The organism is Cryptosporangium sp. NPDC048952 (genome assembly GCF_043197895.1).
GTDB lineage: Bacteria > Actinomycetota > Actinomycetes > Mycobacteriales > Cryptosporangiaceae > Cryptosporangium.
Map to the genome: position 1 here is coordinate 743,676 of NZ_JBICTY010000001.1, position 23,915 is coordinate 767,590.

21 protein-coding genes and 1 riboswitch are annotated in these 23,915 nt (G+C 70.3%); of the genes, 11 read left to right on the forward strand and 10 right to left on the reverse strand.

The window, feature by feature from the left end:
- Window positions 1–59: 59 nt before the first annotated feature.
- The 4 genes from cbiE to ACGFY5_RS03450 all read left to right on the forward strand — a co-directional run bounded on the left by cbiE (window position 60) and on the right by ACGFY5_RS03450 (window position 3,686).
- Window positions 60–1,286 carry a precorrin-6y C5,15-methyltransferase (decarboxylating) subunit CbiE gene (cbiE, locus tag ACGFY5_RS03435; RefSeq protein ID WP_392716850.1) on the forward strand — a complete coding sequence of 409 codons (1,227 nt, stop codon included), beginning with the start codon at window positions 60–62 and terminating at the stop codon, window positions 1,284–1,286.
- The gene (gene cobM, locus ACGFY5_RS03440) at window positions 1,283–2,029 is read left to right on the forward strand and encodes a precorrin-4 C(11)-methyltransferase (RefSeq protein ID WP_392718635.1); all 747 of its coding nucleotides are present in this window, start codon (window positions 1,283–1,285) and stop codon (window positions 2,027–2,029) included. Before cbiE ends, cobM begins: the two co-directional genes overlap by 4 nt.
- On the forward strand, window positions 2,014–2,733 hold the full coding sequence (locus tag ACGFY5_RS03445) for a cobalt-precorrin-6A reductase (RefSeq protein ID WP_392716852.1): 720 nt from the start codon (window positions 2,014–2,016) through the stop codon (window positions 2,731–2,733). The genes cobM and ACGFY5_RS03445 overlap by 16 nt, the downstream gene beginning before the upstream one ends.
- Before the next feature lie 80 nt (window positions 2,734–2,813).
- Window positions 2,814–3,686 carry an endonuclease domain-containing protein gene (locus ACGFY5_RS03450; protein ID WP_392716854.1) on the forward strand — a complete coding sequence of 291 codons (873 nt, stop codon included), beginning with the start codon at window positions 2,814–2,816 and terminating at the stop codon, window positions 3,684–3,686.
- Window positions 3,687–3,688: 2 nt separating this feature from the next.
- On the opposite strand, the gene ACGFY5_RS03455 is transcribed toward ACGFY5_RS03450, so the two are convergent.
- From ACGFY5_RS03455 to ACGFY5_RS03465, 3 genes are read right to left on the reverse strand one after another with little or no spacing between them, the layout of a single operon-like run.
- Window positions 3,689–5,278: a precorrin-2 C(20)-methyltransferase gene (locus ACGFY5_RS03455; RefSeq protein WP_392716856.1), complete on the reverse strand. Its 1,590-nt coding sequence runs from the start codon at window positions 5,276–5,278 to the stop codon at window positions 3,689–3,691.
- Window positions 5,278–5,907 carry a precorrin-8X methylmutase gene (locus ACGFY5_RS03460; RefSeq protein ID WP_392716858.1) on the reverse strand — a complete coding sequence of 210 codons (630 nt, stop codon included), beginning with the start codon at window positions 5,905–5,907 and terminating at the stop codon, window positions 5,278–5,280. The genes ACGFY5_RS03455 and ACGFY5_RS03460 overlap by 1 nt, the downstream gene beginning before the upstream one ends.
- Entirely contained in the window at window positions 5,904–7,304 is a 1,401-nt protein-coding gene (locus ACGFY5_RS03465; protein WP_392716860.1) for a precorrin-3B synthase, read from the reverse strand. Before ACGFY5_RS03465 ends, ACGFY5_RS03460 begins: the two co-directional genes overlap by 4 nt.
- 100 nt (window positions 7,305–7,404) lie before the next feature.
- Window positions 7,405–7,529, forward strand: a riboswitch (cobalamin riboswitch).
- A 53-nt stretch (window positions 7,530–7,582) separates the two neighbouring features.
- On the opposite strand from ACGFY5_RS03465, the gene cobN reads away from it, so the two are divergent.
- Window positions 7,583–11,380 (forward strand): cobaltochelatase subunit CobN, encoded by a 3,798-nt coding sequence (gene cobN / locus ACGFY5_RS03470; RefSeq protein WP_392716862.1) that lies wholly within the window; start codon window positions 7,583–7,585, stop codon window positions 11,378–11,380.
- Window positions 11,381–11,420: 40 nt separating this feature from the next.
- On the opposite strand, the gene ACGFY5_RS03475 is transcribed toward cobN, so the two are convergent.
- A complete protein-coding gene (locus ACGFY5_RS03475) occupies window positions 11,421–11,714 on the reverse strand; it encodes a hypothetical protein (protein WP_392716864.1) in 294 nt (97 codons plus the stop codon).
- A 161-nt stretch (window positions 11,715–11,875) separates the two neighbouring features.
- Between ACGFY5_RS03475 and mtnK (ACGFY5_RS03480) the strand changes: the two genes are divergently transcribed.
- From mtnK (ACGFY5_RS03480) to mtnB, 4 genes are read left to right on the forward strand one after another with little or no spacing between them, the layout of a single operon-like run.
- Window positions 11,876–13,048, forward strand: coding sequence for an S-methyl-5-thioribose kinase (gene mtnK / locus ACGFY5_RS03480; protein WP_392716866.1), 1,173 nt, complete (start codon window positions 11,876–11,878; stop codon window positions 13,046–13,048).
- Entirely contained in the window at window positions 13,045–14,082 is a 1,038-nt protein-coding gene (locus tag ACGFY5_RS03485) for a methylthioribose-1-phosphate isomerase (RefSeq protein ID WP_392716868.1), read from the forward strand. The genes mtnK (ACGFY5_RS03480) and ACGFY5_RS03485 overlap by 4 nt, the downstream gene beginning before the upstream one ends.
- The gene (gene mtnC / locus ACGFY5_RS03490) at window positions 14,079–14,870 is read left to right on the forward strand and encodes an acireductone synthase (protein ID WP_392716870.1); all 792 of its coding nucleotides are present in this window, start codon (window positions 14,079–14,081) and stop codon (window positions 14,868–14,870) included. Before ACGFY5_RS03485 ends, mtnC begins: the two co-directional genes overlap by 4 nt.
- On the forward strand, window positions 14,867–15,505 hold the full coding sequence (gene mtnB, locus ACGFY5_RS03495) for a methylthioribulose 1-phosphate dehydratase (protein WP_392716872.1): 639 nt from the start codon (window positions 14,867–14,869) through the stop codon (window positions 15,503–15,505). The genes mtnC and mtnB overlap by 4 nt, the downstream gene beginning before the upstream one ends.
- A 50-nt stretch (window positions 15,506–15,555) precedes the next feature.
- Here mtnB and ACGFY5_RS03500 read toward each other — a convergent pair whose 3' ends face one another.
- A complete protein-coding gene (locus tag ACGFY5_RS03500) occupies window positions 15,556–16,383 on the reverse strand; it encodes a helix-turn-helix transcriptional regulator (protein WP_392716874.1) in 828 nt (275 codons plus the stop codon).
- A gap of 143 nt (window positions 16,384–16,526) precedes the next feature.
- On the opposite strand from ACGFY5_RS03500, the gene ACGFY5_RS03505 reads away from it, so the two are divergent.
- The gene (locus ACGFY5_RS03505) at window positions 16,527–17,261 is read left to right on the forward strand and encodes an SDR family NAD(P)-dependent oxidoreductase (protein ID WP_392716876.1); all 735 of its coding nucleotides are present in this window, start codon (window positions 16,527–16,529) and stop codon (window positions 17,259–17,261) included.
- Here the strand turns inward: ACGFY5_RS03505 and ACGFY5_RS03510 are convergent.
- The gene (locus ACGFY5_RS03510; protein WP_392716878.1) at window positions 17,248–17,823 is read right to left on the reverse strand and encodes a TetR/AcrR family transcriptional regulator; all 576 of its coding nucleotides are present in this window, start codon (window positions 17,821–17,823) and stop codon (window positions 17,248–17,250) included. The two genes, ACGFY5_RS03505 and ACGFY5_RS03510, sit on opposite strands and share 14 nt — an antisense overlap.
- 76 nt (window positions 17,824–17,899) lie before the next feature.
- Between ACGFY5_RS03510 and ACGFY5_RS03515 the strand changes: the two genes are divergently transcribed.
- Window positions 17,900–18,781, forward strand: coding sequence for an SDR family oxidoreductase (locus ACGFY5_RS03515; RefSeq protein ID WP_392716880.1), 882 nt, complete (start codon window positions 17,900–17,902; stop codon window positions 18,779–18,781).
- 20 nt (window positions 18,782–18,801) lie between these two features.
- Here ACGFY5_RS03515 and mtnK (ACGFY5_RS03520) read toward each other — a convergent pair whose 3' ends face one another.
- The 4 genes from mtnK (ACGFY5_RS03520) to ACGFY5_RS03535 are packed head-to-tail and all read right to left on the reverse strand — an operon-like array spanning window position 18,802 to window position 23,851.
- Window positions 18,802–19,998 carry an S-methyl-5-thioribose kinase gene (gene mtnK, locus ACGFY5_RS03520; RefSeq protein WP_392716882.1) on the reverse strand — a complete coding sequence of 399 codons (1,197 nt, stop codon included), beginning with the start codon at window positions 19,996–19,998 and terminating at the stop codon, window positions 18,802–18,804.
- A 7-nt stretch (window positions 19,999–20,005) separates the two neighbouring features.
- Complete coding sequence (locus ACGFY5_RS03525; RefSeq protein WP_392716884.1) at window positions 20,006–21,034, reverse strand: ABC transporter permease; 1,029 nt, start codon at window positions 21,032–21,034, stop codon at window positions 20,006–20,008.
- On the reverse strand, window positions 21,024–22,712 hold the full coding sequence (locus tag ACGFY5_RS03530; protein ID WP_392716886.1) for a sugar ABC transporter ATP-binding protein: 1,689 nt from the start codon (window positions 22,710–22,712) through the stop codon (window positions 21,024–21,026). Before ACGFY5_RS03530 ends, ACGFY5_RS03525 begins: the two co-directional genes overlap by 11 nt.
- Before the next feature lie 20 nt (window positions 22,713–22,732).
- Window positions 22,733–23,851, reverse strand: coding sequence for a substrate-binding domain-containing protein (locus ACGFY5_RS03535; protein ID WP_392716888.1), 1,119 nt, complete (start codon window positions 23,849–23,851; stop codon window positions 22,733–22,735).
- Window positions 23,852–23,915 lie beyond the last annotated feature (64 nt).

Below are 23,915 nucleotides of genomic sequence, written 5' to 3' on the forward strand. Positions count from 1 at the left end.
GTCACTGCGCCGACGGCTGATAGTTGCCTTGCTCCCGCGAGGGATTACGGTTTGTCGCCGTGACGTCCGTACTCCCCTCTGAAATGGTCACAGTCGTCGGTATCGGTGCTGACGGCTGGGCCGGTCTCGGGGACCCCGCACGTGACGCACTCCGCGCGGCCGAGGTCGTGTTCGGCAGTCAGCGTCAGCTCGGACTGCTCCCGGTGGACGTCCCGGCGGAGCGAATCTCCTGGCCACGGCCGATGTTGCCGTCGATCCCGTCGCTGCTCGCCGCGAACGCCGAGCGCCGGATCGCGGTGCTGGCGAGCGGCGACCCGATGTTCTTCGGCGTGGGCTCGACGCTGGTGCGTCAGCTCGGCGTCGACCGGGTGCGGGTGTTCTCGCACCCGTCGTCGATCTCGCTGGCGTGCGCCCGGCTGGGGTGGGCGGAGGAGAAGGTCGAGATCGTGAGCCTCGTCGGGCGTCCGATCGAGCGGCTGCACACGGCGATCCACCCGGGGCGGCGCGTGCTGGCCCTCAGCGCGGACGGGACGACACCGGGGGCGGTCGCCTCGCTGCTGGTCTCCCGGGGCTACGGAGCGAGCACGCTGACCGTCCTGGAGCATCTCGGGGCCGCGGGCGAGTCCCGTCGAACCGTGCGAGCCGACCAGTGGGCCGGCGAGATCACCGCCGCGCTGAACGTGATCGCGATCGACTGCGTCGCGTCGCCGGACGCCGCGCTGCTGCCGCTCGTCCCCGGGCTGCCCGACGACGCGTACGACCACGACGGCCAGCTGACCAAGCGCGAAGTGCGGGCGATCACGCTGGCCCGGCTCGCGCCCATGCCCGGCCAGCTGCTGTGGGACGTCGGAGCGGGCGCGGGCAGCATCGCGATCGAGTGGCTGCGGACGCACAGTTCGTGCCGGGCAGTGGCGATCGAGCACCGGCCGGATCGGGCCGCGCGACTCTCGGGGAACGCGGCGTCGCTCGGGGTGCCGGGTTTGACGGTTGAGGTCGGTTCGGTTCCAGAGGCTTTGTCAGATTTGGATCCCCCGGACGCGGTCTTCGTCGGTGGCGCGGTGACCGTTCCCGGCGTCATCGAGACGTGCTGGAACGCGCTGAAGCCGGGTGGCCGACTCGTGGTGAACGCGGTGACGATCGAGTCGGAGGCCGTGCTGGCGCGGTGGCAGGCCTCGAGCGGTGGAGAGCTCACGCGGATCTCGATCAGCCGGGCCGCGCCAGTGGGTGGTTTCCTCGGGTGGAAGCCGATGATGCCGGTGACGCAATGGGTGGTGACGAAGCGGTGACCGTGCACTTCATCGGTGCTGGTCCGGGCGCTGCGGACCTGATGACGCTGCGCGGTCGGCGTCTGATCGAAGATTCGCCGGTGTGCCTGTACGCCGGGTCATTGGTACCTGCTGAATTACTTTCGTGGTGCCCCGCTGGGGCCCGACTGGTGGACACCGCTTCGCTGAATCTCGACGAGATCGTGGCTGAGTTGGTGGCGGCTACTTCCGCGGGCCTGGACGTCGCTCGGCTGCACTCGGGTGACCCGTCGGTGTTCAGCGCGATGGCCGAGCAGATGCGTCGGCTGGACGCTCTCGGGATCCCCTACGACGTCACGCCGGGCGTGCCGGCGTTCGCGGCGGCGGCGGCAGCGTTGAAGCACGAGCTCACGGTGCCTGGGGTCGGGCAGACCGTGATCCTCACGCGGACCTCGGCGCGCGCGACGCCCATGCCGCCGGGGGAGGACCTGGCGACGCTGGGCGCGAGTCGCGCGACCCTCGTCCTGCACTTGGCGGTGCAGCGCATCTCTGAGGTGGTTTCCGAGCTGGTGGAGTCTTACGGGATCGATTGTCCGGTCGCGGTAGTGGCCCGGGCGAGCCGCGAGGACGAAGTCGTGCTGCGGGGCACGCTCGAGGACATTGGTGACCAGGTGGCTGCGGCGGGGATCGTGCGTACCGCCGTGATCATCGTCGGATCGGTGCTGACCGCGTCGGAGTTCTCCGACTCGCACCTCTACTCGGCGGCGCGGTGCCGCGAGTCCTGATCCTCGGGGGCACCGGGGACGCGCGGCGGCTCGCCGGGTTGCTGGTGAACTCCTACGACGTGGTGAGTTCACTCGCGGGACGGGTGCGCTCGCCGCTCTTGCCTCCCGGGGACGTTCGCATCGGGGGGTTCGGAGGGGTCGCGGGGCTCGCGGCGTACCTCGACGGGTTCGATGCGGTGGTGGACGCGACCCATCCGTTCGCGTCGCAGATGAGCTCTCACGCTGCGGCTGCGTGTTCAGTGGCCGGCGTGCCGTTGGTGGTGCTGCAGCGTCCGGGATGGGAGGCGGTTCCCGGTGATCACTGGGTGCGCGTTCCCACTGTGGCCGACGTCGTTCCAGTGCTGTCGTGGCGTCGGGTGTTCCTGACCACGGGGGCGCGGGGGCTGGACGCGTTCGCGGAGTGTGACCAGTGGTTCCTGATCAGGGTGGTGGACCCACCGTCGGCGGTGTTGCCACCGCACTCCTCGGTGCTCCTCGCCCGCGGTCCGTTCACCTATGAGGACGAGGTCGCTCTACTGCGCTCCCACCGCATCGACGTCATCGTGACCAAGGACAGCGGCGGCCACGCCACGTACCCCAAGCTCGCAGCGGCACGGTCCCTGGGGCTTCCGGTGGTGATGGTGGACCGGCCTCCGCTACCCGTTGGGGTGGCCACGGTTGGTTCGCCCGGCGCCGCCGAGGGGTGGCTCCGCCAAAATTTGTAGATTGGGCCGCCCTCAATCTACAAGTTTTGGCAGCTGTGGATTGCGCTCGGAGCCGCGCCCGGGCACCCCATGCTTTCGGCGTGACTCGCCACAACCTCCGCCCACCAGAGTTGGGACAGGCACCCTTCCTGGGGCGGGAAGCCCTCCGCCGTGGGCTGCTGACCGCGGGCCAGCTTCGGGGGCCCACCTTCCGGCGGCTCTCCCAGGGCATCTTCGTCGACGCGGACTGCCCCGACTCGCATCGGATCCGCGCAGAGGGAGTCGCGCTGATCCTCCCCGAGGGTGCTGCGATCACCGGACGGTCGGCGGCCTGCCTCGACGGGCTCTCGCTGGCTGAGCCCAACGATCCCGTCCACGTGCTGGTGCAGCCGGGGACGCGTCTCCGCCGGCGCGGATGCTCGGTGGTCAGCACGGAGTGGTTACCGGCCGCGCACATCCGCCCCGGGAGCCCACCCGTCACGATCCATACGCGGACGGCGTGGGAGGTCGCCTCTGAACCCGACCTGATCGAGGCCGTGGCCGGGCTGGACGCGCTGTTCCGCGCACAGCATCCGCGCCGCGAGGTGATGGACGCCTGGGTGGCGAAATTCCCGGACAGCCAGGCAGCGCGGGCGATCGCGCTGTCGGACGTCCGCGCGGAATCCCCGCAGGAGAGCCGCGTGCGGGTCCGGCTGATGCTGGCCGGCTTCCCGGCCCCCGAGCCACAGTTCAGGGTGTGGCTGAGCGGACGTTACCCAGCGCGTCTCGACTTCGCCTGGCCCAAGAAGAAGGTCGCCGTCGAGTACGACGGCCTCTGGCACGGCGAGGCGCAGCAGATCGAACCCGATCGGGAACGGCTCACTGCGCTCGTCGACGCCGGATGGCGCGTCTACTTCCTCACGAACCGTCAGCTGAAGGACCCTGCGCGCTTCGAAGCGTTCTGCGCGAAGCTCCGGCGTGGGTTGGCGGCGTGACGTCAGGCCGGGTAGCGCCTCGGGGTGTAGACGACCTGGCCGTCGCCTCGGGCCACGGCCCGGGTCTGGGACGAGCCGATGAGCAGCAGCGTCCGCATGTCGATTTCGGACGGGTCGAGGTCGGCCAGCCGGACCACGCGCACGCTCTCCTCCGAGCCGCCGACGTCCCGACCGATGACGACGGGGGTGTCCGCGTCACGGTGTTCGAGCAGTAGCCCCTTCGCGGCCACGATCTGCTCGCGGCGGCTCTTCGACGCCGGGTTGTAGATCGCGATCACGAAGTCCGCGGACGCCGCCGCGGCCAGCCGGGACGCGATGACGTCCCAGGGCTTGAGGCGGTCGGACAGCGACAGGATGCAGAAGTCGTGCCCCAGCGGCGCTCCGACGCGGCTCGCTACGGCCTGCGCCGCGGTCAGACCCGGGACCACCCGCACCGGTACGTGCTTCCAACGCGGTTCCTCCGCGACCTCGAGCACGGCCGCGGCCATCGCGAAAACACCCGGGTCACCGGAGGAGACCACGGCCACGCGAGCGCCACGGGCCGCGAGGTCCAGGGCGAACGCGGCCCGTTCGGCTTCGACGCGGTTGTCCGACGGGTGGCGTCGCTGGCGCGGGTTCGCCGGCACGCGGTCGAGGTACGGCCCGTATCCGACCAGGTCGTCGGCGGCCGCGAGCGCAGCCTGCGACTCCGGCGTCTGCCACTCCCGCCCCGCAGGCCCGAGTCCGACGACGGCGACCTCACCCGCCCGCCCCGCCCCGAGATCGCTGGCCGCGACGCCGCCGGCCGCGACGCCGCCGGCCGCGGTGTTGATGGCCGGGGCCGCGGCCGACGAAGCCGGGGCTCCAGATGACGGGGCCACATCGGACAAGCCGGGGGAGAGGCGGCTGGGCAGAACCGCCATCGAGAAGTACGGCACGGTCTCCGGATCGACGTCGGCCAGCGGCGCCGTCCGCTCGGACGACGTCGACGCCCGCTCGACGTACCAAGCCTCGTCCAGCCGACCCGCGCTCTCCAGCGCCTCCCGCACCGCACCGAACGTGCGGCCGAGCTTCATGATCACGGCGGGGTCGTCCCCGGCGAGCCGCGCAGCCAGCGTCGAAGCCGGCAACGTGCCCGGCAGCACCGTGAGCACCTCGTCGCGCTCCACCAACGGACGCCCGAGCGCCGCCGACGCTCCGCTCACCGACGTCACACCCGGGACGACGTGCGTCTCGTACCGGGAAGCGAGACGTTTGTGCAGGTGCATGTAGGACCCGTAGAAGAACGGGTCACCCTCGGCGAGCACGACGACGTCCCGGCCGGCGTCGAGGTGCGCCGCCAACCGTGCCGCGCACGAGGCGTAAAACTCGTCGAGCGCACCCTGGTACCCACCCGGGTGCGACGTCGCCTCGGTCGTGACCGGATAGATCAGCTGCTCTTCGATCTGGCCTTCGCGCAGGTACGGGGCCGCCACCGACCGCGCGATGCTCCGGCCGTGCCGGGCCGAGTGGTACACGATCACCTCGGCATCGGCGATCAGCCGGGCAGCTTTCACGGTGACCAGCTCCGGGTCGCCCGGTCCGAGACCGACGCCGTACAACCGACCGCTCATCACTCTTCCTCGCTGGCCAGCGCGTTGAGCGCCCCGGCCGTCATCGCGCTGCCGCCCCGGCGTCCGCGCACGATCAGGTACTCGAGTCCGAGGTCGTTGGCCGCCAGCGCGTCCTTCGACTCCGCGGCGCCGACGAAACCCACCGGGATGCCGAGCACGGCAGCAGGTCGTGCCGCGCCCGCGGCGATCATGTCGAGCAGGTGGAACAGCGCCGTCGGGGCGTTGCCGATCGCGACGACGGCGCCCTCGAGGTGGTCGCGCCAGAGTTCGAGCGCGGCGGCGCTGCGGGTCGTGCCGAGTTCGGCGGCGAGGTCGGGCACGCGGTCGTCGTTCAGCGTGCAGATCACTTCGTTCGACGCCGGGAGGCGGCGGCGGGTCACGCCCGAGGCCACCATCTGGGCGTCGCAGAGGATCGGGGCGCCCGCCCGGAGCGCCTTGATCGCGCCCGGTACCGCGCCCGGCGAGAACGCCAGGTCGTCGACCAGGTCGACCATGCCGCAGGAGTGGATCATGCGGACCGCCACCCGGGCGACGTCCTCCGGCAGGCCGCTCAGGTCGGCCTCCGCTCGGATGATCGCGAACGAATGACGGTAGATCTCCGCGCCGTCGCGGATGTACTGCCCACTCAACGGTTGGTCCTCCTGGCGGCCGCTACGGCCGCGGGTAGTTCGTCGACGGTGACTTGCTCGCCGTCGACCTGGTATCCGTCTGCGGTGGCCAGAACATCCACGTGGACGCCAGCCGGGTGCCCGCAGCGCCGTTCACACCCAACGAAGTGCACGGGCAGCACGGTCCGCCCGTGCGCCGTGCCGGGGTGCGCCGTGTCGGGGTGCGCCGCGGCAGGGCGCGTGGAGACGGGGCGCTGCCCCGTGGGCGCACGCTGCGCGAGGCCGAGGCCGAGGCCGAGGGCGACTGCGGCGTCGGCTCGGACGTCTGCGCGGGACTTGGCGCATCCCGGGAGACCCGTGCAGGCCGAAGCGCTCGCCCAGGGGGACGCCGGGTCGGTGATCAGCCCGGCGTCGGCCAACGTGGCCAGTGCCATCGGGTCCGCTCGCGGCAGCACCACACCCCGCCACGGAGTGACGATGATCTCCTCCCGAGCCACCGCGGCAATCACATCCATCTGCGCCCCACTCAACCGTCCCAGCGGCACCCCCACCGCCACCCCCACGTCCCGCGCTCCCGCGTGCGGCGCTCCCGCGTCGTCAGCGTGCGGCGCTCCCGCGCCATCAGCGTGCGGCGCTCCCGCGCCATCAGCGTGCGGCGCTCCCGCGCCATCAGCGTGCGGCGCTCCCGCGCCCGCCGGGTGCGGGGCCACGGCGACGACACCCAGGGGGGTGGACGCGGGAGGGCTCGGGGACTCGGGGGCCGACGGTTCGATGCGGGCGCACGCCAAGGACTCGTGCATTCGGCTCGCGACGCGCGGCACCGCGTCGTCGAGCTCGGAAAGACGCCAGGCCTTGGAGGCCTGAGCCGCGCGCTCGGCGAGAAAGCACCGCGCAGCGGCGATCAAGGCCGGAACGGCCTGGTCAGGACGAACCCGCAGACCGCTGTCGACGCCAGCCAACAGCACCGGGACGGTGTCCGAGCCGAGCAGAACGGTCACGTCGGCACCCAGCGAAATCACGTCCCGATCGGTGTCGATCGCGAACAGGAACCGTCCGGGCAGCTCGGCCAACTCCAACGAACCACACAGCGCACGATCGAGCGCGTCAACAACCCCGAAAACACCGCCGAGGGGCGACGCGACGATGTTCCGGACCCGTTCGTGCGTGGCCGAGGGAAGCAGTCCGACGTCAGCCAGCCGATCAGCGAGCGCGGACGAATCCGTCACGCCCCTGATCTGCAGATTCCCCCGCGACGTGAGCTCCAACGGGGCGAACGACCGCAACACGTTCCACTGGGTGAGGCTCACCACACCACCGGGGATCCGCACCCGCGCCAGGCCACCGTCCGCAGCCTCGTGCACCTGCAACGCGCCTGGGCAGCTGTCTGCAGCCTGGCGGAAGGGCACGGCGGTGGGCATAGTCCGGATGCTACGTGTCGCTCCGGTGATCCCCATTGGGCCCACTTGACGATTGGGACCCTGATCACCAGTGTTGAAAGGCCATGAGCGGTGTCAGGTGGAGGAAGCCGGTGTGAATCCGGCGCGGTCCCGCCACTGTTACCGGGGAGCGATCTCGCACTCGAAAGCCACTGCTGCGAAGCGGGAAGGCTGCGGGGGAGCGCCGATCCGGGAGCCAGGAGACTCCAGACGCCGCTGACCACGACCCGGGGCGCGGACCCCGAGTGAGGACGCCCTGCGTGATTCTGCTGCTCTCGACGTCGGACACGGACCTGCTCTCGGCGCGGGCGAGCGGCGCTGACTATCGGCTCGCGAACCCGGCGCGTGTTTCCGTCGACGACTTGCCGGGGCTGACCGACGGGGTCGACCTGGTCGTCGTCCGGATTCTCGGTGGGCGCCGGTTCTGGGAGGAGGGGCTCGACGCGCTCCTGGCCGGGTCGTTGCCGGTGATCGTGCTCGGTGGGGAGATCGCGCCGGACGCGGACCTGATGCAGCTCTCGACGGTGCCGGCGGGGGTCGCCGCCGAAGCGCACGGGTACCTCGCGCAGGGCGGCTCCGAGAACCTCACGCAGCTGCACAACTTCCTCAGCGACACCGTTCTCCTCACCGGCCTCGGGTTCGAGCCCGCCACCGAAATGCCCACCTGGGGCACCCTCGACCGCACCCCGAGCGCCACCGGAACAATCACCAAAGCACCCACCACCAAAGCGCCCACCACCGCGCCCACCACCAAAGCGCCCAGCGCCGCCGCGCCCAGTGCCGCCGCGGCCGCCGCCGCTGCGCCCGCCGCCGAAGGCGCCGCGGCAGAAGCGCCCGCCACCGAAGGCGCCGCCACCGAAGGCGCCGCCACCGAAGGCGCCGCGGCAGAAGGCGCCGCGGCAGAAGGCGCCGCGGCAGAAGCGCCGGCTGCGCCGCGGCCGACCGTCGCGGTGCTGTACTACCGCGCGCACCACATCGCCGGGAACACGTCGTTTGTCCACTCCCTCTGCGACGCGATCGAGAACGCCGGCGGGCAAGCGCTCCCCGTCTTCTGCGCGAGCCTCCGGACTGCGCCCGACGAGCTCCTCGCCACGCTGAAGAAGGCCGACGCTCTCGTCGTCACCGTGCTCGCCGCAGGCGGAACGAAGCCCGCCACGGTCAGCGCCGGCGGCGACGACGACGCCTGGGACGTGGGCGCACTCGCCGCCCTCGACGTCCCGATCCTGCAGGGCCTGTGCCTCACCAGCAGCCGCGCCACCTGGGACGCCAGCGACGACGGGCTCTCCCCACTGGACAATGCGACCCAGGTCGCGATCCCGGAGTTCGACGGCCGGATCATCACGGTCCCGTTCTCGTTCAAGGAGATCGACGCCGACGGCCTCACCGTCTACGTCGCCGACCCGGAACGGGCCGCGCGCGTGGCCGGCATCGCGGTCAAGCACGGCGTGCTCCGGCACATCGCGCCCGAGAACAAGAAAATCGCGCTCATGCTCAGCGCCTACCCCACCAAGCACGCCCGCGTCGGCAACGCGGTGGGCCTCGACACCCCGAAGTCCGCGGTGAAGCTCCTCCAAGCGCTCAAGGACGCCGGCTACGAGATCGGCGATCTCCCGGGCGTCGAAGCGCAGGACGGCGACGCGCTCATCCACGCGCTGATCAAGGCCGGCGGCCACGACACCGCCTGGCTCACCGAGGAGCAGCTCGCCGCGAACCCGGTGCGGATTCCGGCGGCCGAATACAAAAAGTACTTCGATTCCCTCGACGAAGCTCTCCGCGAGAAAATGGAGCGCCACTGGGGCCCGCCCCCCGGCGAGCTCTACGTCCACGACGGAGACATCGTCCTGGCCGCGCTCCGGGGCGAGAACGTCGTCGTGATGATCCAGCCGCCGCGGGGGTTCGGCGAGAACCCGGTCGCGATCTATCACGACCCGGACCTTCCGCCGAGCCACCACTACCTGGCCGCGTATCGCTGGCTCGCGTCCCAGTTCGGAGCCGACGCGGTCGTCCACCTGGGCAAACACGGCAACCTCGAGTGGTTGCCGGGCAAGACCGTCGGGATGTCGGCCGCCGACGGTTCCGACGCCGCCCTCGGTGACCTGCCGCTCATCTACCCGTTCCTGGTCAACGACCCGGGCGAGGGAACGCAGGCCAAGCGGCGCACGCACGCCACGCTGGTCGACCACCTCGTGCCCCCGATGGCCCGCGCCGACTCGTACGGCGACATCGCGCGGCTCGAGCAGCTGCTCGACGAGCACGCGAACATCGCCGCGCTCGATCCTGCGAAGTTGCCCGCGATCCGCGCGCAGATCTGGACGCTGATCCAGGCCGCGCGCCTCGATCACGACCTGGGTCTGGACGACCGGCCCCACGACGCCGAGTTCGACGACTTCCTGCTGCACGTCGACGGGTGGTTGTGCGAGGTCAAGGATGTGCAGATCCGGGACGGTCTGCACGTCCTGGGCGACGCGCCCACCGGCGAGGCGCGCGTCAACCTGGTGCTCGCGATGCTCCGTGCCCGCCAGATGTGGGCCGGTCAGGTGGCCGCCCTCCCCGGCCTCCGCGAGGCCCTGGGCCTCTCCGAGGCCGGCGACGAGTCCCGCACGAACGTCGACGAAATCGACGCGCTGGCACGTGAACTGGTCGCCGAAATGGAAACCCGCGACTGGAACCCGTCCGCCGCCGCTTCCGTCGCTTCATCTGTTGACGTGAAGCAACGAGCCGATGTGACGAAGGTGCTGGAATTCGCGGCCAATGAGGTGGTGCCGCGGCTCGATCGCACCACCGATGAGATGGCGCACCTGTTGCACGCGCTCAACGGGGGGTACGTGCCGGCCGGGCCGTCGGGCTCGCCGCTGCGGGGGCTCATCAACACGCTGCCGACCGGCCGTAACTTCTACTCGGTCGACCCCAAGGCCGTACCGAGCCGCCTCGCCTGGGAAACCGGCTCCGCGATGGCCGAGTCGCTGCTCACCCGCTACCGCGAGGACACCGGCGACTGGCCGCGCTCGGTCGGCCTCTCGATCTGGGGCACGTCCGCGATGCGCACCGCCGGTGACGACATCGCCGAGGTCCTCGCGCTGCTCGGCATCCGCCCGGTCTGGGACGAACAGTCCCGCCGGGTGAGCGGCCTGGAGCTCATCCCGAAAGAGGAACTCGGCCGCCCGCGAATTGACGTCACCATGCGCATCAGCGGCTTCTTCCGCGACGCGTTCCCCCACGTCATCGCGATGCTCGACGACGCGGTGCAGTTGGCGGCCGAGCAGGACGAGCCCGACAACTTCGTGCGTGAGCACGTACTGAAAGACCTCGCGACGCACGGCGACGAACGCCGCGCCACCATGCGACTCTTCGGCTCGAAGCCGGGCGCCTACGGAGCCGGCCTGCTCCAGGCCATCGACTCCCGCACGTGGCGCGACGACAAGGACCTCGCCGAGGTCTACGCGGTCTGGGGCGGCTTCGCGTACGGACGCGGCCTGGATGGCATCCCGGCCCGCCCGGACATGGAAAATGCGTACCGCCGGATCAACATCGCGGCGAAGAACGTCGACACGGCAGAGCACGACATCGCCGACTCCGACGACTACTTCCAGTACCACGGCGGCATGATCGCGACGGTCCGGGCGCTCACCGGTCAGGCCCCCAAGGCCTACATCGGCGACAGCACCCGCCCGGACGCGGTACGCACCCGCAGCCTGCACGAGGAAACCGCCAGGGTCTTCCGGGCCCGCGTGGTCAACCCGCGCTGGATCGAGGCGATGCGCCGCCACGGCTACAAGGGTGCGTTCGAGCTCGCCGCGACCGTCGACTACCTCTTCGGCTACGACGCCACGGCGGGCGTCGTCGCGGACTGGATGTACGAGAAGTTGGCCGCGACCTACGCCCTCGACGAGGAGAACCAGAAGTTCTTCACCGAGTCGAACCCGTGGGCGCTGCACGCGATCACCGAGCGCCTGATCGAGGCCGCGAACCGGGGCCTCTGGGAGCACCCGGAGGCCGAGACGCTCGAAGCCCTCCAGAACCTCTACCTCGAGACCGAGGGTGACCTCGAAGACGAGTAGTTCGGCGCGGCGGCGACAACCGCTGCCCCGGCGGATGACGCTACGGAGCGGCGAAACGCTGAACCGGCTCGACGATGTTCAGGAGCGTCGCGCTGCATTCGGCGAACGCGGCCCGCACCGCGCGTAGCTCGTCGCCCGACGGCCCGTTCACGGCGTCCACCGCCTGCGCCATCTCCGCCGCCGACGTCGACAAGTGCAATGCGGTCAGTGCGAGCGCGTGCAGGATCGCGGGCGCGTCGACCAGCACGTCGGACTGCAGAACCCGCGCCAGAGCACTCGCATCGCTACTCAGCGTGTTGGCAAGATCCGTGACGGCATCCCCGGCGAAGTTCATGCCCGCGATAGTGCCAACTGGCCGCTACATTCCGCGCCCCCGGAACAGGGGGCATAAGTAGCGAAGCGGACACACTCGGGAGGCGCTCTGGGCGGTTTTTCGACCGCGAGGGAGACTGCATACGGTTGAAACGCTGACCAGCGAAAACGAAGGAGACACCAGTGTTGCTGGAGCCCGCCGAGGTCTGGGCTTATCTGATCGAGCGCGGACTGATTCCGGCGACCGCGAGCGGCGCCGTGCGCGAGGTCGGCGACGGCAACATGAACCGTGTCTTCGTCGCGGTGCCCGACGATCCGGACATCCCTAGCGTGGCCGTGAAGCAGGCCCCGCCGTGGATCCAGAAGCTCGGGCCGTCCGCGCCGATGAGCCCCGAGCGGGCGCTGATCGAGGCGAGGGCCCTACGCACGTTCGCCGAGTACGCACCGAAGCAGACCCCGACGATCCTGGACGTCGACGAGACCCGGTTCGCGTTCACGATGGAGGACCTCTCCGACCTCACGGTGCTGCGCACGGCGCTCAACGAGGGCGCGGAGCTCGGCCGGACGTCCGCTGAAGTGGGCGAACTTGTCGGACGGGTCACGTTCGCGACCAGCGTCGCCGGCGCCGACCCGCGCGCCCGTGCCGCGCTGATCACGCAGTCGGTCAACCCGCTGCTCGCCGAGGTCACGCTCCAGTACCTGCTGGGTGACCCGTTCGTCGAGGCCGAGCACAACCACCACCATCCGTCGCTGGCCGGAGCGGTCGAGAAACTGCGGAGAGACCCCGCCGTCCGCACCGAACTGGCCACGCTCCGCGCCGCGTTCAACAGCAATGCCCAGGCCCTCGTCCACGGCGACCTGCACAGCGGCAGCGTCATGGTCGGCGTCCGCGACGGCGAACCGGTCGTCCGCGTGATCGACCCGGAGTTCGCGATGGTCGGCCCGATCGGCCTCGACCTGGGCCTCTACGTCGCGAACGTGGTGATCGCGGCGGTGCGGAGCAGGAACACCGCGCACCTGGCGAGCATCGCCGACTGCTGGGAGGCGTTCTGCGCCGCCTGGCGCGAGGGCTGGCCCGACCGCGTCGATCCGCTGCTCGACGACGGCTGGCTCGTTCGCGAACTCCGCGAGGTGTGGCGCGACACGCTGGGCTTCGCCGCGGTCGAGATGGTCCGCCGCGTCGCCGGCTACTCGCACGCGTCGGACCTGGAGACGCTGCCCGATCCGGGCCCGGCGTCCGCGATCGTGCTCGGCCTCGGCCACAAACTGCTGGCCGACCGGGAGATCTGCGGCAGCCGCCCGGATCCCCGCGCGCTCGCGCATCTCGTCGGCACCTCGTGGGAGGCACAGCAGTGAGGCCCGTCCTCGACGACAGTGTCCGCCTGACCGACGAGGGCGTCCGCATCCTCGACCGCCGGGTGTTCCCGACCCGGGAGGAGTGGGTGCTCGCCCGCTCCGCCGGCGAGGTCGCCGTCGCGATCCGCGAGATGGTCACGCAGAGCTCAGGTCCGTTCTACGCCGGTCTGGCCGGTCTGCGGTTGAGCGCGCGTCTGCACCGGGCTGATGCCCTCGAAACTGCACTCAAAGCTTTGGCGGACGACGGTGAGCTGCTCACCGCCGCGCGGCCCACCAACAACCACGTGCGTGACGCCGTGCGCGAAGTCCTCGAAGCAGTGGGCACCGTCCGATCGGCCGACGAGCTGGCCGAACTCGTCGAGGCCGAGACCGCCCGGCTGGAAGCGGCGTACCGGGGTGGCAGCGCCGAGCTGGGCCGGTTGACCGCCGAGCTGATCCCCGACGGCGCCAGGGTGATGACTCACTGCTGGATGGACGCGTACCTGATCGGCCTGGTGCAGGAGGCCTCGCGGGCCGGCCGCAGCTACGACTGGGTGGTCACCGAGACCCGCCCCTATCTGCAGGGCGCCCGGCTCACCGCGCACACGCTGGCCGAGATGGGCCAGTCGCTGACGCTGATCACCGACTCGACGGCGGCGTCGGTCCTCGCCGGTCAGGGGGCGCTGGGGCCGGTCGACGCGCTGGTCACCGCCGCCGACCGGGTGACGATGGACGGACACGTCATCAACAAGGTCGGCACGCTGTCCCACGCGGTCGCGGCGTCGGCGTTCGACATCCCGTTCTACGCGCTGGTGCTGGCGCCCGATCGCACCGCCGCGACGGCGTCGGACGTGGTGATCGAGGAGCGTGACGGCGCCGAGGTGCTGTCGACGCTCGGCGCGCGCACGGCGTCTTCCCTGGTCGAGCGCGGGTACTACCCGGCGTTCGACGTCACACCGCCGCAGTTCGTCCGGCGGATCGTCACCGACCGAGGTGTTTTCGAGCCGGCCCGGGTCGGCGAGTACCACTCGATTTCCGAGGAGCAGAATCGATGACCCACACCGCACGCGTGGTCGTGCTCGACATCGAGGGCACGACCAGCGCCGCCGGCTTCGTGCAGGGGGACCTGTACGACTACGCCCGGCCGCGCCTGCGCTCGTGGATCGCTGAGCACGCGGACGATCCGGCGATCGCTGACGCGGTGGCCGCTACCCGGGCCGAGGGCGGGCTGGCCGACGACGCCGACCTGGACGCCGTCGTCGCGGTGCTGCACGGCTGGATGGACAACGACGTCAAGGCGACGCCGCTGAAGACGATCCAGGGGCAGCTGTGGGCGGCCGGGTTCGCGGCCGGTGAGCTGCGCTCCCACTTCTTCGACGACGTCGTGCCGAAGCTGCGGGCCTGGCACGACGCGGGGCTCCGGCTGGTGTCGTTCTCGTCGGGTTCGATCGCGAGCCAGGTGCCCTGGTACCGGCACGCCGACGCCGGTGACCTCACGCCGCTGATCGAGGACTACTTCGACACGATCAAGGCCGGCAGCAAGCGCGAGGCGACGTCGTACGACACGATCGCGTCGGCGATCGGCGTCGACGCCGGGGACGCGCTGTTCCTCACCGACCTGCCCGCCGAGCTGGACGCCGCCCGCGCCGCCGGGTGGCAGGTGATCGGTGTGCGCCGCGAGGGCGAGCCGAACTACGCCGCCGACTTCGGTGACCACCCGGTGGTCGCCTCCTTCGACGAGGTAGCCGTGCGCGCGCCGGCCGACGGATCCGCGGCAGGCGGCGCCTCGGGCGCCACCGGATCCGCGGCCGGGTCTGCGGGTGCTGACGGGGGTGGCGCATGACCGCGCCGGATTTCCGCACGGAACTGCGGGGAGTGTTGGAAGGGGCCGGGCGTGCGCTGGCCGCGGAGGCCGCGCGGTTCACGCAGATGGGGTGGATGCGGGGGACGTCCGGCAACTTGTCGATCGTCGTGAACCGCAACCCGCTGCGTCTCGCCGTCACGGTGAGCGGTCTCGACAAGGGCGAGATGACCAGCGCCGACGTCGTCGTCGTGGACGAGTTCGGCCGCGCGGTACCCGAGCAACCGCGCCCCGATCAGGTGCCGTCGGCCGAGGCGGAGTTGCACGCTCGCGTGGCGCAGCTATCGGGCGCGGGGGGCGTCGTGCACGTGCACGCGCTCCAAGCCGTGCTCGCCGGCCACTGGTGGCCCGAGGGCATCGAGCTACGTGACCTGGAGATGCTCAAAGGCATCGGCCGGCTGGCGCACGACGAGACCGTCACGATCCCGGTGGTGCCGAACTCCCAGGACATGAAGGTGCTCGGCGACGACGTCGCAAAGGTGTTCGACCCCGCGACGCCCGCCGTCGTCGTCGCCCGTCACGGTATGTACGCCTGGGGACGGGACCTGCAGCAGGCCCGGCACCACACGGAAATCGTCGAGTTCCTGCTGCAGTTCACGGTCGAGACCCGCGCCTGACCACGAGGGCGCCCACCAGCGCGGCGAGCAGCAGTGAAAAGCCTGAGCGTTCAGATCGGGTTTCCGGCAGTGGCGGCGAGCCGGGCGAAGATCTCGGCGGTGGGGGAGCCAGGCTCTGCGCAATAGACGATCATCCGCTGCCCGGTCTCCGGAATGTGCAGCACCTGGCACTCGAACTCCAGCGGCCCGAGCTCCGGCGACTCCACCGATTTCACGACCCGGCGCCGTTCCTCGACGTCGTGCACCGCCCACAGTTCGGCGAACCGCTTCGACGTGCCGAGCAGTCCGGTCACCAGGCGCTCGACGCTGCGATCCTCGGCGTGCGTGGCCCGCAGATCGGCGACCATCGCCCGGTTGAAGGCGAGCGCTGCCTCGTCGTCCCAGTACGGGTCGTCGTAGGGGCGGCGGAACACCCAGCGGATCATGTTCCGGTCGTCTTCCGGCACTAGCGAAAGGTCGCTGAGGAAGTGCGTCGCGAGGTGGTTCCAGGCCAGCACCGTGTAACTCGCGTCCACGACGTAGGCCGGGACGTCTCTCATCGAGTCGAGCATCACCCGGATCGCGGGGGTGAGCTCGCGACGCGGGCCCGGAATCGCCGGCGGCGACTCGCCGGCCACCCGGAACAGGTAGTCGCGCTCGTCGCGGGTGAGCAGCAGCGCGCGGGCCAGCGCCGACAGCACCTGGCGCGACGGGTTCGGGCCGCGGCCCTGCTCCAGCCGGATGTAGTAGTCGATCGACATCCCGGCGACCTGCGCGACCTCCTGGCGACGCAGCCCGGGCGTGCGTCGGCGGATCCCGTCCGGCAGCCCGACGTCACTCGGCTTCAGCCGGGCCCGGCGGGTGCGCAGAAACGCGGCGATCTCCTCGCGCGGGTTCATCGGGTCCGCCGGGCCGCAGCCGATTCCTCGCGGGTGGTCATGACTTCAGCGTGCCGTACCGGGCGGGCCTGCGGGTGGTACCGCGGATACCAGCCTTTGCGGGCCTCTCCCGGTTGCGCGGCGGCCGCCTGACGCTGGGCGGCATGACACAGATCGCTTTGATCACGGGCTCCAACAAGGGGATCGGCTACGAGACCGCGCGGCTTCTCGTCGAACGCGGCTTCGCGGTCCTGGCCGCTGCCCGGGACACCACCCGCGGGCGGCAGGCCGCCGACGCGCTCGGTGCCACGTTCGTGCAACTCGACGTCACCGACGATGCGTCGATCCAGCGCGCGGCCGCAGCTGTTCAGGCCGAGTACGGGCACTTGGACGTGCTGATCAACAACGCCGGGTTGATCGGTGACCACGCGGAGGCGCGGGGTCTGCCCAGCGGCACCACCCGTGAGGCGGTGCGGCAGGTCTTCGAGACCAACGTGTTCGGCGTGATCTCGGTGACCAACGCATTCCTGCCGCTGCTGCGCGAGGCGTCGGCGGCCCGGATCGTGAACGTCTCCAGCGAGGTCGGCTCGATCGCGTCGACGACCGACCCTTCCGGGCCGCTGTACCAGCTCGTCGGGATTCCGTATCCGACGTCGAAGACCGCGCTGAACATGGTCACGGCGATGTACGCGAAAGAGCTGACGGAAATCGACGTCTTCGCCGCCAACCCCGGCTACTGCGCCACCGACCTGAACGGCCACGCCGGCTACCGAACCCCCTCGCAGGGGGCGGAAGTGGTCGTCGCGCTGGCCACCGGTGAGGTGGAGGTTCCCAGCGGCAAGCTCTGGGGCGACCTCGCCCTCCTGGGCAAGGAGGGCGACGGCGTCATTCCCTGGTGATCAGGACCTTCAGCTCGTCGGAGGTCCGGCGGACGTGCTGGTCGAGGCCGACGCCCGTCGGGTCGTCGATCCAGCGCTCGAATCCGACGTGGAAGATCGTCGCGCCGAACTCCGCGGCGAGCGTGGCGTCGGATTCGAGCACGCCGCGGGCGCGGAGAGCGTCGGCGGTGGCGGCTTTGAGCGTTTGGAGCTTGAGCAGTTCGCGCTCGAGCAGGTTGGTGTTGGCGGCGATCGCGGCCGCGCGGCGGCGGGCGAACTCGTGGCGCTCGGCGAAGAACGGCCCGACTGCCTCGAACGCGCGGGTGATGACCTCCACGGGTGTGAGGTGCTCGGGCTCCGCGGCGATCGCTGCGGTGACGACCCCCTGCATCTCGTCCGAGCCCTGGAACAGCACCTCGCGCTTATCGGCGAAGTGCCGGAAGAACGTCCGCTCGGTGACGCCGGCGCGTTCGGCGAGGCCGGCGACCGTCGTCTGCTCGAACCCCTCCTCGGTGAAGGCATCGAGCGCCGCCATCATCAGCCGTTCCCGGGCTCCGGGTTCCCATCGTGCCACGTCTCCCATCCTAGTGATGGCAGTGACTGACATCAGGGTGTAGCGTTGCTGATGTCAGCCACTGACATCAGCAACGGAGAGAGCAATGCGCGTTTTTGTGACTGGAGCGTCCGGCTGGATCGCATCCGGCGTCATCCCACAGCTCATCGACGCCGGCCACCAGGTCGTCGGCCTGGTCCGCTCGGACGAGGGCGAGGCGAAGGTCAAGGGCTACGGCGCCGAGGTGCGGCGCGGCAACCTGGACGATCTCGACAGCCTGCGGGCGGGCGCCGAGGACGCCGAGGGTGTCGTCCACCTCGCGTTCAACCACGACGACTTCGCCGCCGCGGGAGCCACCGAGCGGGCCGCGCTCGAGGCGTTCGGCGACGTGCTGAAGGGTACCGACCGGCCGTTCCTGTTCGCCTCGGGCATCGCACTGATCAAGCCGGGGCAGGTGCTCACCGAGACCGACGCGAGCCCGTTCTCCGGCCCTGATGCCCCGCGCGGCGGCGGTGAGCAGCTCGCGCTGAGCTGGGCCGACAGCGGAGTCCGCTCGGTGTCCCTGCGTTTCGCACCTACCGTGCACGGTACGGGCGACCACGGCTTCATCGCGTACATCACCCAGGTGGCGCGGGAGCGCGGTGTCTCGGCGTACGTGGGCGACGGTTCCCACAGCTGGGCCGCCGTTCACCGCGACGACGCGGGTAAAGCCGTTGCGCTCGCGCTGGAGAAGTCCGCGGCCGGCTCGGTCGTGCATGCGATCGCGGAGGAGGGCGTAGCCACTCGCGAGATCGCCGAGGCGATCGGTCGTGGGCTGGGCGTTCCGACCGAGTCGATCAGCCCCGAGGAGGCCCAGGCCCGTTACGGCTTCATCGGGATGGTCTACAGCACTGACATCCGCGCTTCCAGCACGATCACTCGGGAGCGCCTCGGTTGGGAGCCCACCGGTCCGACGCTGCTCGAGGATCTGCCGAACTACACCGGCTGACAGGCCTTGCGTTCGCGCGGCTAGGCGAGGCCGAGGGGCTCGGTCGTGACGTCGGAGAGGACGTCGGGGGTGGGGGTGGTGCCGTGGAAGGTGAGGAGTTGGCGGGAGGCTCGCAGGGCTCGGCGGGCGGCCTGGACGCGCTGGTCCTCGGGGAGCGACTCGATGTCGGCGACCTTCGCGAACCCGATCACCCGACGCGCGACCTCCGCACCGGCATAGGTCACCGCATCGCTCCACACCTGCGCCAACAACGACTCCAGCACGGTGTCGCCGTAGACCCGCGGATCCTGCCGTGACGGCCACCGATCACGGTAGGTCCGCTCGAACGACTCCCACGTGACGCGCCCGAGCCCCACCAACTGCACGGCCCGGGACGTCTGGTCCTGAGCAACCGCCCGCGCCGCCGCGAGCACGTAGTTCGCCCACAACATGCCCAAATCGAACCCGAGCGGCCCGTAAAACCCGAACTCCGAATCGAACGCCCGCACCGACGTGTCAGCACCGAACCGCACGAACACGGATCCGGTGTGCAGGTCACCATGCAGCAGCGACTCCGCCCGCGTCATGAACGCGAACTTGGCGAGACCGACCGCGTGCACCACCTCGGGGTCACCGGCCAACTCCGCCACGTCCGGCTCGTTCAACGGATGCACCACGTTGTGCTCATGACCGACGAACGGCTCGGTGAGCACCAGATCCTCGGTGATCTCGCACAACTCGGGGTTGATCGCCCGCGCCACGGCCTTCTTGTGGGCCGCCGACCCCACCCCGAACACCGACGTACCGAACCCCACGTTCGCGATGTACTCGCCGAGCGCCGCAGCAGCGCTGACGTCGTCCTCGGACGTTTCGGTGCGCTCGTTCAGCACGGTCCGCCACACCCGGTGGTCCGAAAGGTCCTCGATCGCGAGCACGTACTGCGTCTCGTCGTAAAAAAGCAGACCTGGAACGTGGGACGGGTCGATGGCCTGGTGCGAAGCCAACACGAACGCTTCCCGCGCGGAACGCTCCCGGGTCATCGGCCAGTTCGGGTCGGTGCGCACGTACGGCAGCGACTGCTTGAGCACCACGGATCCGTCGCTGCCCTGCACGATGAAGACCAGGTTCAAATTGCCGTCGCCGACCTCGCGAACCTGCTCGATCTTCCCCAGCCGTGACGCCAGGTCCGGCACAGAGGCGATGTAGTCCGGCACCGACTCGACATCAAGAAGATCCATGGGTCACCTAGGTCGGCTGGCCGGGGAGCGTCGCCCGGCGGGTGGACAACGTGTAGCTGAACAGCAGCGCGACCAACAGCACCGCGCCCTTCGCGACGTCCTGCACGTAGTACGGAAGCCCCTTCATGCTGAAACCGACGACCATGACGGTCACCAGCAGGGCGCCGAGCACGGTACCCCAGGCGTTGGGCACGTTCCGGCCGAGCACCGACGTGCCGACCAGTGCCACCGCGACCGCGTCGAGCAGCAGCGAGTTACCGGCGGAGACGTCACCCTGACCGATCCGGGCCGCGAGCAGCAGACCGGCCACCGAGGCCAGCACGCCGGCCGCGACGTAGGCGGCACTGCGGTAGAGCCCGACCCGGACACCGGCCAGCCGCGAGGCCTCCGGGTTCGCGCCGACCGCGTACAGCAGGCGGCCCCAGCGCGTCCGCTCGAGCAAGAACCAGACCAGAACGGAGATGACGATCAGCAGGATGGCCGGGAACGGCACCGGGCCGATCTTGCCCTGGGCCAGGTAGAGGAAGCCCTCGGTGAACTTGCCGGGGGCGGTCGAGCCGTCGTCCAGCGTCATCCGCGACGAGATCGACTTGCCGTCGACGAGCACCAGTTTGAGGCCCATGATCGCGAACATCGTGGTGAGCGTCGCGAGCAGGTCGGGGATGCGGGCCCAGACGATCAGCGCCGCGTTGATCAGGCCGATCACGCCACCGGCGATCAGGACGACGACGATGGCGACGCCGCCGACCTGGTTGCCGATCACCATCGTCCAGGCGGCGAGCGACACCGCGAAGCCGGCCGTGCTGCCGACGCTCAGGTCGAGTCCGCCGACCGTCATCGCGATCGTGACGCCGAGCCCGGCGATGCCGACGGGGGCGGCGTAGACGAGGAGGCCCCAGAGGTTGGAGCTCGTCCGGAAGTTCGGCTCGCTGATCAGGAAGTAGGCCACGAGTAGGACCGTGACCGCGACGAACCCGTAGCGCACGATCGCTTCGCGGATCTTGCTGGTGGTGCTCCCGCTATTTTCAGCGGCCATGGTGCGACTCTCCGGAAAACGCGCGCACGACGTCGTCGCGGCTGACCTGTGTAACGGGGGAGTCGAGGGTCAGCGCGCCCTCGACCAGGACGAGAACGCGGTCGGCGATCTCGAGGACTTCGTCGACGTCGGCGGAGAGGACCACGACGGCGCCGCCGGCGTCCGCGACGCTTCGTACCTGGTCGCCGATGTCGCGGCGGGCGCCGAGGTCGACGCCGCGGAACGGCTCGTCGAGCAGTAGGAGCCTGGCGTTTTCGACGAGCCAGCGGCCGACGACGACCTTCTGCTGGTTACCGCCGGAGAGCTCGTTGAGCTCGGTTCTCGGGCCGCGGGCGACGATGCCGAGCCTTTCGATGACTGTGTGGGCCCGGGTTCTTTCGGTGCCCGTGGCCAGGACGCCGAGGCGGCTGGAGACCTTCGTGATGAAGGGGAGGCTCAGGGTGCGCTGGATCGACCAGCCGGGGAGGAGGGCCTGGTCGGCGCGGTCCTCCGGGACCAGGTAGACGCCGCCGCGGATGGCCTCGCCGGGGGAGCGTGGTGCGCGCGGCAGGCCGCTGAACTCAGCGGTTCCCTCCGTCCACCGCGCCGACCCGAACAGCCCGTGCGCCAGCTCCGACTTCCCAGCCCCGATCAGCCCCACGATCCCCGTGACTTCCCCACCCCGCAGCTCAAGCTCCAGCTCCGGTGCTTCGGGCAGCAGGCGGACGCCTCGCAACCGCACCACCGCGGGGCTGGAGGAGGGGTCCGCAGCTGCGGGGGCTGGGCCCCCGCGCCCCCCACCCGCGGCGGCGTCCGCGTCCGTGGCGGCGTCCGCCGCGGTGGGGGTGTGGGGGGTGGAGCCCTCCACGCTCGCGCCTTCGACCGCGGAGCGGTCGTGCTTCAGGACGGTGGCTCGGAGGCCCTCGGCGCTGGCACCGAGCATGGCGGGGAGGATCACGGGCCAGCGAAGGGGCTTGGTGACGTCGGCGGTGACCCGCCCGTCGCGGAGCACGACCGCGCGGTCGGCGATCGCGTCCACCTCACCGAGCCGATGGCTCACCAGTAACACCGCGAGCCCGTCCGCCCGCAACTGCCGCACGACCCCGAACAGCCGATCAGCCTCCGCCGAAGACAGCGCCGACGTCGGCTCGTCGAGAATCAACAGCCGCGGCCGCTGCAACAACGTCCGCGCGACGACCAGCAACTGGGCGTCAGAAATCCCCAGCGTCGCGACGTCACGCCGCAACACCGCATCCGACCACCCCAGATCGAGCACCTCGACCGCCCGCCGGGCAACGGCCTGCACCTCCCGGCGCCGGACGACAAAATTCGACGCCCCACCCGCGAGCTCGTCGAACGCGAGGTTCTCCGCGACCGAGAGCCCCGGCACGATCCCCTCCCGCACCCGCTGGTGCACGGTGGCGATACCCCGGGCACGCGCCTCGGTCGGCGACGCGAGTTTCACCGGCTCGCCGTCGACGAGGATTTCGCCGGTGTGGTCGGGGTGCGCCCCGGCCAGGATCTTGATCAGCGTCGACTTCCCGGCGCCGTTCGCGCCGAGCAGCGCGACCACCTCGCCGCCGACGATCTCCATGTCGACGCCGCGCAGAACGACGTTCGGACCGAACGACTTGCCGACGCCCCGTACCGAAACCGTGGCGGTCTCGGTACGGGGCGTCGATGTTTCTGACGAGCTCATGTGCGGGGTGACTTTCGGAATCAGGCGGCGTTCGGGAGCCAGTCTGCCACCGAAACGGAGTCGAGCTTCAGCTTCGGCTCGGCGCTCACGACGTCGCCTACCGTGGTGATCTTTTTGTCTTTGAGCACCTGCTGAGTGATCAGCACACCCGGGAACTGCACCGAGGTCTCGTTGAACTGACCAGCGAGCTTCAGCGAGATCGTCCGCACCACCGCGGCGCCGATCTGGCCCGGGTCGGTCGCGGCCGTGGCCACCCACGGGCTGCCGCTCTCGGTCATCACCTGGAGATCGGCGTTCGAGATGTCGATGCCGTAGACCTTCACCTTGTCCTGCAGGTTGTTCTGCTTGACGGCCTGGACGACACCCTTGGTGATCTCGTCGTACGGCGCGAAGATCGCCTTCACGTCGGGGTGCTGTTTGAGCGCGGCGTCGACCAGCGGGATGTTGTCGGTAGCTGTCGACTCGGTGACCTTGCCGGTGAAGAACGCCTGCGTGAGCTTGTTGTCGGCGATGACCTTCTTCCAGACCTCGCCGCGGCGGTCGAGCGGTGCGAAGCCGGTAGCCGAGACCAGGCCGACCTTCTGGCCCTGCCCGATGTCCTTGATCATCTGGTCGAGAACGGCCTGCGCCAGGCTCTCGTCGGACTGGCTGGTGTTGATGTAGCCGGTCACGTCCGCGGGCAGCGCGATGTCGTAGACGATCGTCGGGATGCCGGCGGCGACGGCCTTCTTCACCAGCGGAGCGATCGTGTCGGTCTGGCCGTGGTCGACGATGATCGCCGCCGGCTTCGAGTCGATCGCCTGCTGCAGGTCGGAGGCCTGCTTGGCGTTGTCGTTGCGGGCGTCGGTGACGGTCAGCTTGATGTTGGCCGCCGCTGCCTGCTTCTGTGCGCCCTGACCCCAGGCCTCGAAGTAGTCACCCGCGCCGCTCTGCCGGACGAGAGCTACCGTTACCGGGTCGGCGTTGAACGGGCTCGGGAGAGGGGCGCTGGCGGTCGGGCCGGTGGACGGCGAGGACGAAGCGTCACTCTCCGTCGAGTCGCTCTGCGAGCAGGAAGCGACGGCGAGCAGCGCAGCGAGCGCGCTGGTTGCGAGGAGCGTGGTCCGGCGCGGGCGCCGGGCAAGGGTCTTGATGGGCACGTGTTAGAGCATGCATCCTGACCAGGAAGAACTCCTAGCGGTGGGGTAGGAATCCCAGCATGCG